The organism is Micromonospora sp. NPDC049230, assembly GCF_040647875.1.
In the GTDB taxonomy this organism is placed as follows: Bacteria; Actinomycetota; Actinomycetes; order Mycobacteriales; family Micromonosporaceae; genus Micromonospora.
Map to the genome: position 1 here is coordinate 124597 of NZ_JBEZCZ010000004.1, position 16673 is coordinate 141269.

Here is a 16673-nt window from a genome sequence, read left to right on the forward strand (position 1 = left end):
CGCCCACTGAGCAGGTGAGATGCGGCACAGGCCCTCGATGGTCCGCGGAGGCCAGGACCAGTTACCCGCCCCTTTGCTCTGCACCCGCGGAGGCGACGCTCACGGTCGGTAGCTGGCGCCTCCGCGGGTGCGGAGCAAAGGGAACGCACCAGGGCCATGCGACCCGGATGGGGTGGCGCATGGCACGGTGGGGCGGAGGTGGGCGGCCGGTCAGGCCGGGCGGCGGGCCACCAGCACGTCGCGCATGATCGACTGGTCGACCCGGTGCCGCAGCGCGCGGTAGGGCTCGGCGTCGACCACTGTCAGTCCGGCGTCGGTCAACGCCGCCGCCGCGTCGTCACGGCTGGCGACGTGGGTGTTCCACGAGATCCCCAGCGCGCCCCCGGGGCGCAACAACCGGGCCCAGACCGGCGCGGCGTCCGCGAGCAACGCCAGCGGGTCACGGGTCAGGCCCTTGTCGGCGGTACGGCTGCCGTGCTGCACGCCGTACGGGGCGTCGGCGACGATCAGGTCGACGGTCTCCGGGCGGAAGAACTCCCCCGAGCGGGCCGTGTCGGCGTTGACCACGTCCAGCAGCTGCGTCTGGCCGGCCTTGTGCGCCTCGCGGGTGGGCGCCAGCTCGATCCGCACCCGCCGGCCGACCACCTTGCGTTCGCGCCGCACCGGCCCCGACTCCAGCACCCGGTGCTTGACCCGCTTCTGCTTCAGCCAGGTGGTGATGAACGTCCGGTACGCCTCGACGTCCTTCTGGTCGCGCTCGATGCCGGCGGCGTCGAACCCGTACATCAGGGCCTGGTTGAGGGTGGTGCCCCGACCGCAGAGCGGGTCGAGCACCCGGAACCGTCGGCTGGTCAGCTCGCCGGCCCAGTTCGAGGCGAGCAGGGTGACGTTGAGCAGCAGCTTGGTGAACTGCTCGTTGGTCTTGCCGGGGTACTTCTGGATGGTGAGCAGGTCGTCGTCGTAGCGGTCCAGTCGGCTCCACTCGATCGGCCGCAGCAGCTCGCCGACGATCTCGAACAGCGCGTACCCCGCGGAGAGGTTGCCCAGGACGGCCAGGTCACGCTCGGTCAGCCCGTCGCCGGTGAACGTGACGTAGGACGCCCCTCCGACAACCTCGGTGTCCAGCTCACCGACCTGGCCGTCCAGGGCCGAACGGCCGAAGATCTCCAGCTCGGCCCGGGTGAGGTCGACGGCGGAGCGGGCGTACACCCGGTTGGTGGCGGGCAGGATCAGCAGGCCGTAACGCGTCATGATCCGGCGAGTATTCCACAACCCGTCACGGTCGCCGGGAACCGGAGCGGCGACTGGAGCGACTACCGGTACATGGGGTGTGAGCAGTGGCGGGAGGTCCTGTCCGCGCAGTTGGACGGGGAGGAGACCGCCGCCGAACTGGCGGCGGTGCAGGGGCACCTCGACGGGTGTGCCGAGTGCCGGGCCTGGTTCACGGCGGCGGCCGCGGTGACGCGTCGGGTCCGTACCCGGTTGGTCGCCGATGTGCCCGACCGCACCGCGGCGATCCTGGCCGCCGTCGCGGCCGAGCCGACCCGCCGATCGCGGTGGCGGCGCCTGGCCGGCGCTGGTCGGCTGGTGGCCGGCCTGCGCGCGGCGCTCGGGCGTGGTCGGTTGGTCACCGGGCTGCGCGCGGCGCTCGGGCTGCTCGGCGCGGTGCAGTTGGTGCTCGGCCTGGCCCAGGTGGGTCGGGGCGCGACCGCCGACCACCTGCACCCGACCGGCCAGCACCTGTGGCACGAGTCGGCCGCGTGGAACGTGGCGGTGGGCGCCGGCTTCCTCTTCGTCGCGGTACGCCGCAGCCCGCCGGCCGGGCTACTGCCGATGCTCAGCGCGTTCGTCGGCACGTTGCTGCTGCTCTCGGTCAACGACCTGGCCACCGGCTCGGTGGGCGGGGAGCGGTTGGTCAGTCACGGCTTCCTGGTGGTCGGCTACCTGATCACTGTGGTGCTGTCCCGGCCCGGTCTGCGCCCCGGTGGACCCGCGCCGCAGCGGCAACCGGCGCCGTCACGCTGGCGGTTCGGGGCCGACGAGGTGGACCGGCCGCTGCGGGTGGTTCGCCCCGAGTCGTACCCGGCGCAGGCCGCCGACCGCTACCCGGCCCCGGCGGCGCGTACCGACCAGGCCGCCCCGGCGGCGCATGGCGGGCAGGCCGGCGGACGCCGCGCCGCCTGAGCGGGCTCCGTCAGCCCTCCGGTCGCGCCGGTTCGCCGCCGCCGACGGCCTGCGGGATGACCTGTTCGACGATTGTCAGCAGGGTGGTGGCGAGCAGCAGGTGCACCTGGGCACGGGTCAACGCGCCGCGCTGGAGCCACTCCCGGGCGGTCGACGTGGCCAGCCCGCCGTACGCGCGAGCCATGGCACGCAACTCCTCCCGGTGCCCTGCCTCGCCGGCCAGGCCGACGGCGACGAGCATGCGGTCCGCGGCGACCTCCTCGGCTTCGGCGAGCACCCGCTCCACGTCGGCGTCGCCGCCCATTCCTCGGGCGGTGACCGCGGCCAACCACGAGGTGCTGTGCCGCGACACCACGTCGAGAAACCAGGAGACGCTCGCGTCGACCCGGGTCCGCAGGTCACCCTTGGGCAACCGTTCGAGGGCGACCTCCGGGATTGTCACCATGACCCGGACGACCTCCAGATAGAGGTCCTTCTTCGCGCCGAAGTAGTGGTTGACCAGGCCGCGAGCGACGCCTGCCTCCCGGGCGACGTCGGTGGTCGACACGTCCGCGTACGGGCGTTCGCCGAACAGCCGGACCGCGCAGGCCAGGATCTGCCCACGCCGGGCGTCCGGCTCCAGACGGCGGCGGCGCGGAGCCGTCTCGACATTCATCTGCCCGACCCTATCGAGCGCCGTTCGAGCGGCCTGCGGTGATCCACCTTCTGCTTTACCCTTGCCACGCATCAGTGACAGTCCGACCGGCCCGGCCTCGCCGTGCATGCCATCGGACCGGATCAACTGAGTAAGGGAGCGAAGCCTTGGTTTCTCGACGTCGATTGTTGTCTGGCGCGGCCGGTGCGGCCGTCGGCCTCTCGGCCGCCGGTGCGTTCGGCGGGTCGGCGACAGCGGCCCCGTCCACCTCCACGGTGACGGCGCCGCTCGCGGCCCGCCGTGGTCGACTGATGAGCCGAACGGTGGTGACCGCACCGGCCATCCCGTTGACTCACCTGTCCGTCGCGCACAGCGGCCCGGCGGCGGCGGTACGCCTGCGGACCGGCAAGGGGTGGAGCGACTGGCTGGAGATCAGCGCGTGCCCGAACGGTCGGGACGGTCGGGCGGTGTCGGCCCGGTCGGACATCGTGGTGGCCAACGGCGCGACCGGATACGAGGTCCAGGTCGGCGACGGCTCGGCTGCCACGGTCGTCGAGCTGAACATGGTCGACGGGGCTCGGCAGACGGTCGCGAACGCGGAGACGAACAGCCTTCCGCTGCCGCCCGGCGCGCCGCGGCCGCCGACGTATCTGCCCCGTTCCGGCTGGGGAGCTGACGAGTCGTTGCGGGTCGGCCCGAACGGCAGCGTGCTGTGGCCTGGCGAGTTCTACCCGGTGCAGACGCTGACGGTCCACCACAGTGGGGTGTACGAGCACAACGAGGACCCCGATCCGGCGGCCACGGTTCGTGCCATCTACTACGACCAGTGCGTACTCCAGGAGTTCGGCGACATCGGCTACCACCTGTTGATCGACGAGGGCGGACGGGTCTACGAGGGTCGCTACTCCGACCCGGGGCCGCAGCCGGTCTACGGCCCAGGTGTCGGCAGCGACGGTCGACCACTCATGGTCAACGCGGCGCACGTGGGCGGTTTCAACGCGGGCAACATCGGCGTCTGCCTGCTGGGCCGGTACACGTCCCGCCTGCCCAGCCCCGCCGCGCAACGGTCGTTGGCCCTCGTCCTCGCGGGGCTCAGCCTCACGAGTCGACTCGACCCCACGGCTCGGACCGGATACGTCAATCCGGTCAGCGGGGCGGGTGGCAACGTGGCTGTCATCTCGGGCCACCGGGACTGGGCGAGCGTCGGGGCCGATCCGACGGAGTGCCCGGGCGACTATTTCCACCCCTACCTCGGCCAGCTACGCCAGGACGTGGCGACTCTGGCCGCGATGCGCCCGACGCCGCCGCCGCGGCCACCAAGGCGCTAGTTCACGGCCCTGCCACGCCGCCCCCCGCCAGCGCGCACACCGCCCTGGTGGGGGGCGGTGCCGCATCCTGACCACCGAACCCCGAGATCAGCCAAGGCTGCGCCCAGCTGGTCACCGGCCGAACTTCTCGATCGCGTCGGGGGTCACCGGGGTGAAGAAGTTGACCAGGTTGCCGTCGGGGTCGCGGAAGAGCAGGGCTCGGTTACCCCAGGGCATGGTCGTGGGCTCGTTCACGAAGTCCTCCACCACATTCTTCAGCTTCTCGTAGAGCGCGTCCACGTCTGCCACGAGGAACTCGATGATCACGGTGTGGTTGTCGGCCGGGCGGGCCGACCCTGGCGCGAACAGGGGGACGGTGCGGGTACTGCCGATCGCCAGCGTGCCGTGGGCGGTGCGCAACTCGGCGAAGTCCTCGTTGCCCCAGGCCGCCTGCACGCCCGTGATCTTCTCGTAGAAGCCGACCAGGCGGTTGATGTCGCCGGTGATGATGCGGATCGATACGAAATCCATGCCTTCTCCCTGTTCAGTACGGTCGGCACCGGTCTGTCGTCAGTACGCTAACTCGAATACTGGACACATCTGGTCCAGTATTCGAGTTAGGTTCAGGACGTGGCACGACCGACAGCCCAGGTGCTCGCACTGCTGGGGCTCCTACAGTCCGGCGGCGTCCGGACGATGGCCGAGCTTGCCGAGCGCCTCGGCGTCGAACCGCGCACAGTGCGGCGCTACGTGAGTCACCTGGTCGACCTCGACGTGCCGGTGGAGTCGGTGCGCGGTCGCTACGGCGGCTATCGGCTCGCCGCCGGTTATCGTCTGCCGCCGCTGATGTTCAGCGACGACGAAGCCTTGGCCGTCCTCCTCGGCCTGGTTGCCGGCCGCCGTGCCGGGCTGGCGACGGCTACGGGTACGGCGGGCGAGACTGCCACCGCGAAAATCCGGCGCGTCCTGCCGTCGCGGATCGCGGACCGGCTGGACGCCGTACTCCAATCCCTGGCCTTCACCACCGAACCCGGCGACCTGCCCGCGCCGCGGACAGACGTACTACTCACGGTCGCCGAGGCGGTCCGCCAACACCGGCCGATCTCACTTCGGTACACCTCGCGCGACGGCAGGCGTAGCGTGCGCGCGCTGCATCCGTTCGGGCTGGTCAACCACGCGGGCCGGTGGTATGTCACCGGAGCCGACCCGGATATCGGTGAGGATCGGACCCTTCGGCTCGACCGCATCGCGGACGCGAGAACGCTGCCCGGCTCGTTCGAGCCGCCCGTCGGGAACGATCCCGCAGGGCACCTCCTCACCTCGATGGCACAGGCGCCATACCAGCATGCGGTGTCGCTGCGGATCCGCGGAACACGTGAGCAGATCCGCAGGCAGCTACCGGCCAGCATCGCCGAGGTGCGAGAGGGTGCGGACGAAGGCTGGCAGGACGTGGAGATCCGGGCAGAGAGTCTCGACTGGTTACCCGCTGTGCTCGCCGCGCTCGACCTGCCGTTCGTCATCGAACGCCCCGACGAACTCCGCGACCGGGTCGTCGCACTCGCTGAGCGATTGGCGGCCTCCGGACGACGTGAGTCGACCCGCAGCTAGGGCTGGCTGCTGATCGAGAGTTATTGACATGCTGCCAACAGCGCGCGAGGGTGGTGCACATGCCGACGCCCGACGGTTCCCCCTCGCCCTGGCGCGAACCGGAGCACGACGACCTCGCCGACCTCGCCCGCGCCTTCTTCACCAAGGAGGTGCTGCCGCACACCGACCGCCTGCTGGCGCAGGGCCACCCGGACCGCGAGCACTACCGACGCGCCGGTGAGCTGGGGCTGCTGGGCCTGTCCGTCCCGGAGGAGTACGGCGGCGGGGGCGGCCGCTTCACGCACGAGGCGGTGCTGCTGCACGAGCAGGCGTACACCGGGGAGAGCAGCCTCGGGTTGGCCGTCCACAGTGGCATCGTCACCGGCTACCTGGTCGCGTACGGCAGCGCGGAGCAGAAGCGGCGGTGGTTGCCCGGCCTGTGCAGCGGCGAACTGGTCGGCGCGATCGCGATGACCGAGCCGGACGGCGGCTCCGATCTCCAGGCGATGCGGACCCGGGCGGTCCGCGACGGCGACGACTACCTGGTCACCGGCGCGAAGACGTTCATCACCAACGGCGGCCTCGCCGACCTGATCATCGTGGCCGTGAAGACCGACCCCGAGCAGCGGGCGGCAGGTGTCTCGCTGCTGGTCTGTGAGGTCGCCGGCGACCCGGAGGGTTTCCGTCGGGGCCGACTGCTCTCCAAGATCGGGCTGCACGCCAACGACACCGCCGAGTTGTTCTTCGACGAGTTCCGGGTGCCGGCGGCCAACCTGCTCGGCGACGCCGAAGGGCTGGGCTTCGTCCAGCTCATGCGGCAGCTCCCGCAGGAACGGCTGGTCATCGGCGTCGGCGCGGTCGCGGCCATGGAACGGGCCGTCGAGCTGACCGTCGCGTACGCCAAGGAGCGCACCGCCTTCGGCAAGACGCTGATGGGCCACCAGAACACCCGGATGGTGCTCGCCGAGTGCGCCACCCGCACCCGGGTCAGCCGGGTCTTCCTGGACGACTGCATCGTCCGGCACACGCGCGGCGACCTGGACGTGACGACCGCGGCGATGGCGAAGTCCTGGCTCACCGACGGGCAGTGCGAGGTCGTCGACAGGTGTCTCCAGCTGTTCGGCGGCTACGGGTACACGACGGAGTACCCGATCGCCCGGATGTACGCCGACGCCCGCGTCCAGAAAATCTACGGCGGCACCAACGAGATCATGAAGGAGTTGATCGCCCGTGCCCTCTGAGGCGTACGTCTATGACGCGGTCCGCACCCCGCGCGGACGCGGCCGGGACACCGGCGCGCTGCACGGGGTCAAGCCGATCTCGCTGGTGGTCGGCCTGATCGACGCGTTGCGCGAGCGCAACCCCGGCCTGGACGTGGGCCGGCTGGAGGACCTGCTGCTCGGCATCGTGACCCCGGTCGGCGAGCAGGGCGGCGACCTGGCACGCGCCGCCGCGTTGCTGGCCGGGCTGCCCGACCAGGTGGGCGGGGTGCAGCTCAACCGGTTCTGCGCCTCCGGGTTGGAGGCGGTCAACTCGGCCGCCGCGCGGATCCGCTCCGGCTGGGAGCATCTGCTGCTCGCCGGCGGGGTCGAGTCGATGTCCCGGGTGCCGATGGGCTCCGACGGCGCGGCCTGGGCCACCGATCCGCAGACCGCGCTCGCCACGTCCTTCGTACCCCAGGGGGTCAGCGCCGACCTGATCGCCACCCTGGAGGGCTTCACCCGCGACGACGTCGACGGCTACGCGCTGCGGTCGCAGGAGCGGGCCGCCAAGGCCTGGGCCGGTGGGCACTTCAACCGCTCGGTGGTGCCGGTCCGTGACGGCAACGGGCTCGACATCCTCACCACCGACGAACACCCGCGCCCGGAGACCACCCGGGAGGCGCTGGCCCGGCTGACCCCGTCCTTCGCCACGGTGGGCGAGGCCGCCGGCTTCGACGCTGTCGCGTTGCAGAAGTTCCACTGGCTGGAGGCGATCGACCACGTCCACCACGCCGGCAACTCGTCGGGCATCGTGGACGGCGCCGCGCTCGTACTGATCGGTTCGGAGCAGGTGGGCCGGGACCTCGGCCTCACCCCGCGGGCCCGGATCGTCAGCGCGGCGGTCAGCGGTGCGGACCCGACGCTGATGCTTACCGGCCCGATCCCGGCCACGCAGAAGGCGCTCGCCGTCGCCGGGCTGACGGTCGACGACATCGACCTGTTCGAGATCAACGAGGCGTTCGCCGCGGTGGTGCTCAAGTACGTCCGCGACCTGGGCCTCGACCCGGACCTGGTGAACGTCAACGGTGGCGCGATCGCGCTCGGCCACCCGCTGGGCGCGACCGGGGCGATGTTGCTCGGCACGGCGTTGGACGAGTTGGAGCGCCGCGACCTGCGCCGCGCCGTGGTGACCCTCTGCATCGGCGGCGGCATGGGCGTCGCCACAGTTCTCGAGCGCTGCTGACCCGGGGGAAAGACCAATGACCACCACCATCCGGTACGACCGCAGCGACGACGGCATCGTCACGCTCACCCTGGACGACCCCGACCAGTCGGCCAACACCATGAACCGGGCGTACGCCGCCTCGATGAGCGCGGTGCTCGATCGGCTGGAGGCCGAACGCGATCTCGTCGGCGTGATCGTGACAAGCGCGAAGCCGACGTTCTTCGCCGGCGGCGACCTGCCGGAGATGATCCGGGCCACCCGCGCCGACGCGCCCGAGCTGGCCGAGCTGCTCGACACCATCAAGCGGGACCTGCGTCGGCTGGAGACGCTGGGCAGACCGGTGGTCGCGGCGATCAACGGCTCGGCGCTCGGCGGTGGCCTGGAGATCGCCCTCGCCTGTCACCACCGGATCGCGCTGGACGTGCCGGACAGCCGGCTCGGGCTGCCCGAGGTGACCCTGGGTCTGCTGCCGGGTGCGGGCGGTGTCACCCGGACGGTACGGATGCTCGGCCTGGCCGCTGCGCTGACCACAGTGCTGCTCACCGGTCGACGGATGCGCCCGGCCGACGCCCTGGCCGCCGGCATCGTGGACGAGGTGGTCGCCACGCCCACCGAGCTGCTGGATCGCGCACGGGCCTGGGTCGCGGCGAACCCGCACCCGGCCCAGCCCTGGGACCGGCCGGACTATCGGATGCCCGGTGGCACCCCGGCCAGCCGCTCGCTGGCCGCGCAGTTGCCCGCCTTCCCCGCGACCCTGCGCAAGCAGCTCAAGGGGGCCCGGCTGCCCGCACCCGAGGCGATCCTGGCGACCGCCGTGGAGGGCGCGCAGGTCGACCTGGCGACCGCGTTCACCGTGGAGACCCGGCACCTGATCGGCCTGCTCACCGGGCAGGTCGCCAAGAACATGATCGGGGCGTTCTTCTTCGACCTGAAGGCCGTCAACGGCGGCGCGGCCCGACCGGCCGACGTGCACGCCCCGCCGGTGCGCCGGGTGGCGGTGCTCGGTGCCGGCATGATGGGCGCGGGCATCGCGTACGCCTGCGCCAGCGCCGGGTTGGACGTGGTGGTCAGGGACGTCACGCCAGAGGCCGCCGGCCGGGCGCGGGAGCACGCCGAGCGGTTGCTGGCCCGTACGGTTCGCAGGGGCCGCGCGACGGAGACGGACGCCCGAGCCGTGCTGGACCGCATCACCACCACCGACCAGGTCGACGCGTTGGCCGGCTGCGACGTCGTGATCGAGGCGGTCTTCGAGGACCCGACGCTGAAGAAGGCGGTCTTCGCCGAGGTGCTGCCGGTGCTCGCGCCGGGCGCGTTGCTCGCCTCCAACACCTCCACCCTGCCGATAACCGGGCTGGCCGAGGGTGTGGACCGGCCGTCCGACTTCATCGGCATGCACTTCTTCTCCCCGGTGGACCGGATGCCGCTGCTGGAGATCGTGGTCGGCGCGCGGACCAGCGACACCGCCCTGGCGCGGGCTTTCGACCTGGGCCGGCGGATCGGCAAGACCCCGATCGTGGTCAACGACGGCCGGGGCTTCTTCACCAGCCGGGTGATCGGTCGGTTCCTGGACGAGGCGGTCGGCATGGTCGCCGAGGGCGTACCGGCCGCGTCGGTGGAGCAGGCCGCGGTGCAGGCCGGCTACCCGACCGGGCCCCTCGCCCTGGCCGACGAGGTCAGTCTCACCCTGATCCAGCGGATCCGCCGCCAGTTCGAGGCGGCCAGCGAGGAGTACCTGCCGCTGCCCGCGCACCGGCTCGTCGACGAGCTTGTCGACGCGTACGACAGGTCGGGGCGTACCGCCGGTCGGGGCTTCTACTCCTACGACGACGGCACCCGGGGCCGGTTGTGGCCCGGCCTCGCCGACCTGGTCACCGACGCCGGCCGGGCGGTGCCGTTCACCGACCTCCAGGAACGGATGCTCTTCGCCGAGGCGCTGGACGCGCTGCGCTGCCTCGACGAGGGGGTGCTGCGCACCGAGACCGACGCCAACATCGGCTCGATCTTCGGCATCGGCTACCCCGCCTGGACCGGCGGGGTCATCCGCTACGTCCGGCAGTACGCGGGCGGTCCCGCCGGCTTCGCGGCCCGCGCCGCCGAGCTGGCCGAACGCTACGGCGACCGGTTCACGCCCCCGGCCGACCTGGTCGACAGGCTCGCCGCCTCGACCGCCCCTTCCACAGCACCGGCCGGCGCCGCGTGAAGGGGCCCGCAGCACCGTCCGAGCCGCCCACCGACTCGCCCGACAGCGGCGGCTCAGCGCACAGCGGCTCAGCGCACAGCGGCTCAGCGCACAGCGGGCGGGCGCGTGGCGGGCCGTTGGCCGGGGTTCGGGTCGTGGAGTTGGCCAGCCTCGCGCCGGCGCCGTTCGGCTGCATGGTGCTCGCCGACCTCGGCGCGGACGTGGTGCGGGTGGACCGGCCGGGAGGCCCGGGTGCGGGGCGGCTGGCCGCGCCGACCGGTGGGCCGTTGCAGCGCGGCCGGCGGGTGACCGCACTGGATTTGAAATCTTCGGCCGGCGTGGCCGACCTGCTGCGCCTCGTCGACCGGGCGGACGTGCTCGTCGAGGCGTACCGGCCGGGGGTCGCCGAACGGCTCGGCTTCGGCCCGGAGGTCTGCCAGGCCCGCAACCCCCGGCTGGTGTACGCGCGGATGACCGGCTGGGGTCAGGACGGCCCGCTGGCGGCGCGCGCCGGGCACGACATCGACTACATCGCGGTGGCGGGGGCGTTGGAGCCACTGGGTCGGGTCGGTGAGCGCCCGTACGCGCCGATGAACCTCCTCGCCGACTTCGCCGGCGGCGGCATGCTGCTCGCCGTCGGCGTGTTGGCCGCACTGTTGGAACGGGAACGCTCCGGCGTCGGCCAGGTGGTCGACGCGGCGATGGTGGACGGGTCGGCGTTGCTCACGTCGTTCCTGCACGGGCTGCTCGGCAGTGGCCTGTGGTCCGCGCCGCGCGGGCGCAACCTGTTCGACGGTGGAGCGCCGTTCTACGACACGTACGCCACCGCCGACGGTGGGTTCATGGCCGTCGGCGCGATGGAACCGGCCTTCTACGCCGTACTCCTCAGCGGTCTCGACCTCGCCGACGACCCGGACCTGCCCGCCCAGTACGACCCGAGCGGCTGGGACGAGCTGCGCCGGCGCTTCACCGAACGGTTCGCCGAGCGGACCCGGGACGAGTGGACGGCGGTCTTCACCGACCTGGACGCCTGCGTCGCGCCGGTGCTCGCCCCCGGCGAGGCGCATGGGCATCCGCACAACGCTGCCCGGGGCACGTTCGTCGAGGTCGGCGGCGAGATCCAACCGGCCCCGGCCCCCCGCTTCGACCGGACGCCCACCGATCAACCAACCCCGGCGCCGGACCCGGAACGGGACATCCGGCCGGCGGCGGAGATTCTCGACACCTGGCCACGACGGACCTGACGGGTCCGCGCTCTCGGAAAGTGGTGGCACGCTCGGCAGAGCCGATCCCAGCCGGGACGGCAGCCATTTCTGCCAGGGAGTCGACGAGCATGGCCACGGACCTGTGGAAGGGCCACATCAACGGAATCCTCTACGGAATCCAGTTCGAGCAGGTGCTTGACGACTCGGTGGTGGCCTGGGTCGCCAGTGGCGTGATCGAGGGGCGCTACCCGGGCGACCGGGCCGCGACGCTGGACGCGCTGGACCAGGCGCTGCGCTCGGAGGTCCCGCTCAACGACGCGATCGAAACCCGGCACAGCGAGGAGAGCATCCGCGCGTTCCTCCAGGGCCTCTCCACCGCCCTCCGGTCGCGCTGATCAGGAGCTTTGCGCAAACCTCCTGGTCAACGGACTGCGGCGGTGCGGGTGGTGGTGGTACCAGGTGGCGAAGAGGGCGATCGCCAGCAGGAGTTCCGCCAGGTCGCCGCCGTAGTACATGAGCTGGGCGGCGGCGCGGAACGCCTCCGGATCCGGGTTGCCGAGGCCGGGCGGGAGGGTGCCGGCCTGGGCGTACAGGTACTTGGCCAGCACGGCGTGGCCGGCCGCCGCACCGAGCAACGCGCCGACCCGTACCGCCAGCCCCGGCCGGCGCGGCGCCGGGTCCGGCCCGGCCAGGGACCAGGCGAAGAGGTAGCCGGCGGCCAGGTAGTGCAGGTGTACGGCGTGGTGCAGCACGGGCTGCCGCCCGGCCGCCGCGTACAGCGGGGTGAGCAGCACCAGCGCCAGCCTGACCCGTGCCGAGCAGCGCCGCGGTGACCGGGTGCGCGATCAGGTGCAGCGGGCGGGCGCGCAGCAACCGGCCCACCGTCCGGCGTACCGGTGTCGGTGCGACCCGCAGCAGCAGGGTCACCGGGGCACCGAGCACCAGCCCGAGCGGGGCCAGCATGCCGAGCAGCAGATGCTGCGCCATGTGCCGGCGCGGGTCGCCGGGGAATTGGGCCAACGGCCCGACGGCCGCCGCCAGCGTTCCGCACCCAACCAGCCAGGCGGCGGTACGCCGATGGTCCCAACCCCGGGGGTCACGCACGGCGGCCAGCAGGTAGCCGCCGGCCAGCAACGCGACAGGGAACAGCGGAAGCCAGGCCGGCCCACCCGTCGCGTGCCCACCGTGCGCGAACGCGGGCGGCACGGCCACCGTCATCGGCGGCGCTCGCTCGACCGGACGTGCCAGAGCAGCAGGGCACCGGCCAGCAGCAGCGCCGCGCCCGCCACGTTCCACACCACGTCGTACGGTACGAGGTGCACCCCGTAACGGATCTGGTGCAGCCGCAGCACCTTGTGGTCGATCAGCCCGTCGAAGAGCTGGAACCCTCCGGCGCCGAGGAGGAAGCCACCCCCGGCGAGCCGGGCCGACAGGGCGTGCCGCCGGCGCAGGTCGGCGAACCAGAACAACCCACCGACCAGGGCGATCACCTCGGCGGCGTGCAGCAGCCCGTCCGAGAGCAGCGCCACCATGGGGGTCGACCGGTCGTAGAAGTGGTGCCAGCCCAGCAGCTGGTGGAAGACGATCTCGTCCACCGCCGCCATGATCGCGATGCCGATCAGGACGCCGGTGAGCGCCGAGGCACGTACGTCCGGCACGTCGGCGGTGCGCCCACTCGGCAGGCTCGAACCGACCACCACACACCTCACATCCGCCAGCCAAGCCCCAAAATACCCCAAATTCGACGAATAACCGCCACCGGAGCCGGCGTGGCGATCCGCCCCCGCCAAGGTCAACACGAGTTCAGGAAAATCGGGGTGTCCAGCCCGATGGGATGCCCCGCTTTCAAGGAACCCGTGTTGATCAAGCGCGCGGCGGGCGCGGCGGGCGGCGGGCGCGGCGGGCGGCGGGCGCGGCGGGCGCGGCGGGCGCAGCCGGCGGCAACATCCCCGTTTCGTGTCTCCGGAGCCTCGCGCGGCATGATCATGGAGCTGGGGCGGGTCGGCAGCCTCGCCGGCAGCGGAACCCGAGAAGGAGGTGCCCGTGCCGGACGCGGACGAACTCGTCGCCAACGCACTCGCGGCGGTGCGCGGCACCGACGTACGGCAGGCCGAACGGCAGCTGGACCAGCTGATTGTCGGCACCGGCGCGGCGGACGGCACCACGGCGGTGGACGCGGCGCTGCTGCGTCGCCTGGTCCGTGGCCTGGCGCGGCTCTGGCCGCGCGGCTGGCAGCCGGTCGACGTGGACCGGATCACCGCGCGGCGACTCGACGGCCGCGCGGCGCGACTGGTCCGCGACGCGATGGCAGTACAGCGGCACGCGCAGTCGGATCCGGTCCCGGCCTGGTTCGACGAACAGTTGCGGGCGTTGGCCGCCGAGCCGCGGGCGGACGACGAGAAGGTGCTGTCCGGCTGGTCCGCGCGGGAGGCGCTGGACCGGGTCGACGCGCTCCGCGCGGCCGTGGACGTCCTCGCGCTCGTGGAGAGCCTGCCGCCGATCGCGGTGCTGCGCCCGCCACCCGGGTCGAGCGGGGCGGTGACCGCCCGGTCGGCCGGTACGGGGCGCAGCGGGTCGCCGATGCTGGACCGGGTACGGGCGCTGCTGGCCAAGGCCGAGTCGACGACCTTCCCGGCGGAGGCGGAGGCGCTGACCGGCAAGGCGCAGGAGTTGATCGCCCGACACAGCATCGACGAGGCGTTGCTGGCCGCCGGGTCGGAGCGCGGCGACGTGCCCGGCGGGGTACGCCTGAGCACCGACACCCCGTACGCGGGCGCGAAGGCACTGCTGGTGCAGGAGGTGGCGGCGGCGAACAGGTGCGAGGCGGTCTGGTCCGACGATCTCGGCTTCGCCACAGTGCTGGGCTGGCCGGCCGACCTGGTGGCGGTGGAGTTGCTCTACACCTCGCTGCTGGTGCAGGCCACCGCCGCCATGTTGCGGGGTCGGGCCGAGCGGCGGCCGGGGTCGGGGCGGCGGACGAAGGTCTGGGACGAGTCGTTCCTCAACGCGTTCGCGCTGCGGATCGGCGAGCGGTTGCGCGCGGCCACCGACGCGGCCACCGACGCGGCGGACCGGGCAACTGCCGAGACGGCCGGGGCGGAGCGGCTGCTGCCGGTGCTCGCCGCCCGGGGCGAGGCGGTCCGGGAGCGGCTGGACACGCTCTTCCCCGGCGTCACCCGGCACCGACTCAGCGTTCGCGACGCCGAGGGCTGGTCGTCGGGCACGTCGGCCGCCGACCAGGCGTCGCTCGACGTCGGCGGCGGACGCAAGCCCCGCCAGGTGCCCGGCCGACCCAATCGGCGCTGAGGCACCTCGCGCCGACCCGATCGGCGCTGAGCCACCTCGCGCCGACCCGATCGGCGCTGAGCCATGCGGCGTGGGACCGCCGCCGGGGGAGATATCTGCGATTTCCTTCGGTACGCCGTAGGGATCGGGTTGTCGGCTCCGACCCTCCGGTGAGTCGCGCCCCGACCGGGGGGTGACAAGAGCCTGAGGAGCGTCGCCGTGAAGTACATGCTGCTGATCTGGAACCGGCCCGGCTTCACCGAGGAGCTTTCCGAGCAGGACCGCACCGCCCTGTTCGGTGAGGTCGACGAGATCATGAAGGAGTTGACCGAGACCGGCGAGTTGATCGGCGGCCAGGCGCTGGCCAACCCGTCGCAGACGTTGACGGTCCGGGCCGTCGACGGCCGGGCCGAGGTCATCGACGGGCCGTTCATGGAGAGCAAGGAGCAGTTCGCCGGCTACCTGTCGGTCGACTGCGACAGCCCGCAGCGGGCCGCCGAGATCGCCGCCCGCTGGCCGGACGTGCGCTTCGGTGGCGCCATGGAGGTCCGCCCGATCATGGACGAGTCCGGAGCGGAGATGTGACGGACGACCGGACGGTCGAGGATCTGCTGCGCACTGTCGCGCCGCAGGTCCTCGGCCTGCTGGTCCGCCGGCACGGCCAGTTCGACAGGTGCGAGGACGCGGTCCAGGAGGCGCTGCTCGCCGCCGCGACACAGTGGCCGACGCAGGGCGTACCGGACAGTCCGCGCGGGTGGCTGCTCACCGTGGCCACCCGCCGGCTCACCGACGAGTGGCGCAGCGAGAGCGCCCGCCGGGACCGCGAGCTGGCGGTGGCGCTGCGCGAGCCGGCGTACGCCGCGGTGGCGCCGGCGGCCGACGCGGAGCCCGCGGCGGCGGACGCCGACGACACTTTCACCCTGCTGTTCCTCTGCTGCCACCCGGCGCTGACCGGTTCGGCTCAGGTGGCGCTCACCCTGCGGGCGGTCGGCGGTCTCAGCACCGCCCAGATCGCCCGGGCGCACCTGCTGCCGGAGGCGACGATGAGTCAACGGATCCGCCGGGCGAAGCAGCGGATCGAGGCTGCCGGGGCCCGGTTCACCATGCCCGGGCCGGCCGAGCGGGAGGAGCGGCTGCGCACGGTGCTCCGGGTGCTCTACCTGATCTTCAACGAGGGCTACACCGCGTCCAGTGGTCCGGACCTGCACCGGGCCGAGCTGACCGGGGAGGCGATCCGGTTGACGCGCGTCCTGCACGGGCTGCTGCCCGACGACGGCGAGGTGACCGGGCTGCTGGCGCTGATGCTGCTCACCGACGCGCACCGGGCGGCCCGGCTCGGCCCGGACGGGGAGCTGGTGCCCCTCGCCGAGCAGGACCGCAGCCGGTGGGACGCCGCCGCCAGCGCGGAGGGGATCGCGTTGATCACCGACGCGTTGACCTGGTCGCCGCCCGGCCCGTACCAACTCCAGGCCGCGATCGCCGCCGTGCACGCCGAGGCGCCGACGGCCGCGGAGACCGACTGGCGGCAGATCGTCGCCCTCTACCGGCTGCTGGCCCGGATCGCACCGAACCCGCTTGTCACCCTCAACCAGGCGGTGGCGGTTGCCATGGTGGACGGGCCTCGGGCCGGGCTGGCCCTGCTCACGTCCCTGGACGCCGACGACCGCACTGCCGGGCACCACCGGCTCGCCGCCGTCCGGGCGCACCTGTTGGAGTTGGCCGGGGAGGCCGGTGCGGCGCGGGACGCGTACCTGGCGGCGGCCCGGGGCACCACGAGCCGGCCCGAGCAGCGATATCTGGAGCTGAAGGCCGCTCGACTGGCCGGAGCGCGACAGCCGCCGACCGCCGGGCAGCTCTGACCCTGG

16 protein-coding genes and 1 pseudogene are annotated in these 16673 nt (G+C 72.7%); 11 read left to right on the forward strand and 6 right to left on the reverse strand.

From position 1 onward, the window contains the following. Positions 1 to 210: 210 nt before the first annotated feature. A complete protein-coding gene (locus AB0A95_RS05050) occupies positions 211 to 1251 on the reverse strand; it encodes an SAM-dependent methyltransferase (RefSeq protein WP_357554326.1) in 1041 nt (346 codons plus the stop codon). Positions 1252 to 1323: 72 nt separating this feature from the next. Between AB0A95_RS05050 and AB0A95_RS05055 the strand changes: the two genes are divergently transcribed. Continuing rightward, positions 1324 to 2184 (forward strand): zf-HC2 domain-containing protein, encoded by an 861-nt coding sequence (locus AB0A95_RS05055; RefSeq protein ID WP_357554328.1) that lies wholly within the window; start codon positions 1324 to 1326, stop codon positions 2182 to 2184. Between the two features lie 10 nt (positions 2185 to 2194). On the opposite strand, the gene AB0A95_RS05060 is transcribed toward AB0A95_RS05055, so the two are convergent. Continuing rightward, on the reverse strand, positions 2195 to 2839 hold the full coding sequence (locus tag AB0A95_RS05060; RefSeq protein ID WP_357554330.1) for a TetR/AcrR family transcriptional regulator: 645 nt from the start codon (positions 2837 to 2839) through the stop codon (positions 2195 to 2197). 290 nt (positions 2840 to 3129) lie between these two features. Between AB0A95_RS05060 and AB0A95_RS05065 the strand changes: the two genes are divergently transcribed. Next, positions 3130 to 4146, forward strand: a complete 1017-nt coding sequence (locus AB0A95_RS05065) for a peptidoglycan recognition family protein (protein WP_357554331.1) — start codon at positions 3130 to 3132, stop codon at positions 4144 to 4146. A gap of 111 nt (positions 4147 to 4257) precedes the next feature. Here AB0A95_RS05065 and AB0A95_RS05070 read toward each other — a convergent pair whose 3' ends face one another. After that, complete coding sequence (locus tag AB0A95_RS05070; protein WP_030486426.1) at positions 4258 to 4656, reverse strand: VOC family protein; 399 nt, start codon at positions 4654 to 4656, stop codon at positions 4258 to 4260. A gap of 99 nt (positions 4657 to 4755) precedes the next feature. On the opposite strand from AB0A95_RS05070, the gene AB0A95_RS05075 reads away from it, so the two are divergent. The 6 genes from AB0A95_RS05075 to AB0A95_RS05100 all read left to right on the forward strand — a co-directional run bounded on the left by AB0A95_RS05075 (position 4756) and on the right by AB0A95_RS05100 (position 11918). Continuing rightward, positions 4756 to 5733, forward strand: a complete 978-nt coding sequence (locus AB0A95_RS05075) for a YafY family protein (protein WP_357554333.1) — start codon at positions 4756 to 4758, stop codon at positions 5731 to 5733. A gap of 59 nt (positions 5734 to 5792) precedes the next feature. Next, entirely contained in the window at positions 5793 to 6953 is a 1161-nt protein-coding gene (locus AB0A95_RS05080) for an acyl-CoA dehydrogenase family protein (RefSeq protein WP_357554334.1), read from the forward strand. Next, positions 6943 to 8157: an acetyl-CoA C-acetyltransferase gene (locus AB0A95_RS05085; protein WP_357554335.1), complete on the forward strand. Its 1215-nt coding sequence runs from the start codon at positions 6943 to 6945 to the stop codon at positions 8155 to 8157. Before AB0A95_RS05080 ends, AB0A95_RS05085 begins: the two co-directional genes overlap by 11 nt. Positions 8158 to 8173: 16 nt before the next feature. Then, positions 8174 to 10339, forward strand: a complete 2166-nt coding sequence (locus AB0A95_RS05090) for a 3-hydroxyacyl-CoA dehydrogenase NAD-binding domain-containing protein (RefSeq protein WP_357554338.1) — start codon at positions 8174 to 8176, stop codon at positions 10337 to 10339. Between the two features lie 134 nt (positions 10340 to 10473). After that, entirely contained in the window at positions 10474 to 11562 is a 1089-nt protein-coding gene (locus tag AB0A95_RS05095; protein ID WP_357554339.1) for a CaiB/BaiF CoA-transferase family protein, read from the forward strand. 89 nt (positions 11563 to 11651) lie between these two features. Beyond that, positions 11652 to 11918, forward strand: a complete 267-nt coding sequence (locus AB0A95_RS05100) for a hypothetical protein (RefSeq protein WP_357554340.1) — start codon at positions 11652 to 11654, stop codon at positions 11916 to 11918. Here AB0A95_RS05100 and AB0A95_RS05105 read toward each other — a convergent pair whose 3' ends face one another. From AB0A95_RS05105 to AB0A95_RS05115, 3 genes and pseudogenes are all read right to left on the reverse strand, one after another. Further along, a complete protein-coding gene (locus AB0A95_RS05105; RefSeq protein WP_357554342.1) occupies positions 11919 to 12317 on the reverse strand; it encodes a cytochrome c oxidase assembly protein in 399 nt (132 codons plus the stop codon). A 79-nt stretch (positions 12318 to 12396) separates the two neighbouring features. After that, positions 12397 to 12741 (reverse strand): annotated as a pseudogene (locus tag AB0A95_RS05110) (cytochrome c oxidase assembly protein); the annotation flags it as partial. After that, positions 12738 to 13220 carry a DUF2243 domain-containing protein gene (locus AB0A95_RS05115; RefSeq protein WP_357554344.1) on the reverse strand — a complete coding sequence of 161 codons (483 nt, stop codon included), beginning with the start codon at positions 13218 to 13220 and terminating at the stop codon, positions 12738 to 12740. The gene AB0A95_RS05115 and the pseudogene AB0A95_RS05110, both read right to left, overlap by 4 nt. A 346-nt stretch (positions 13221 to 13566) precedes the next feature. Between AB0A95_RS05115 and AB0A95_RS05120 the strand changes: the two genes are divergently transcribed. The 3 genes from AB0A95_RS05120 to AB0A95_RS05130 all read left to right on the forward strand — a co-directional run bounded on the left by AB0A95_RS05120 (position 13567) and on the right by AB0A95_RS05130 (position 16667). Beyond that, complete coding sequence (locus AB0A95_RS05120) at positions 13567 to 14829, forward strand: DUF2786 domain-containing protein (RefSeq protein ID WP_357554345.1); 1263 nt, start codon at positions 13567 to 13569, stop codon at positions 14827 to 14829. 207 nt (positions 14830 to 15036) lie between these two features. Beyond that, positions 15037 to 15393, forward strand: a complete 357-nt coding sequence (locus AB0A95_RS05125) for a YciI family protein (RefSeq protein WP_357554498.1) — start codon at positions 15037 to 15039, stop codon at positions 15391 to 15393. Further along, entirely contained in the window at positions 15390 to 16667 is a 1278-nt protein-coding gene (locus AB0A95_RS05130; protein ID WP_357554346.1) for a DUF6596 domain-containing protein, read from the forward strand. Before AB0A95_RS05125 ends, AB0A95_RS05130 begins: the two co-directional genes overlap by 4 nt. The last annotated feature ends 6 nt before the right edge of the window (positions 16668 to 16673 follow it).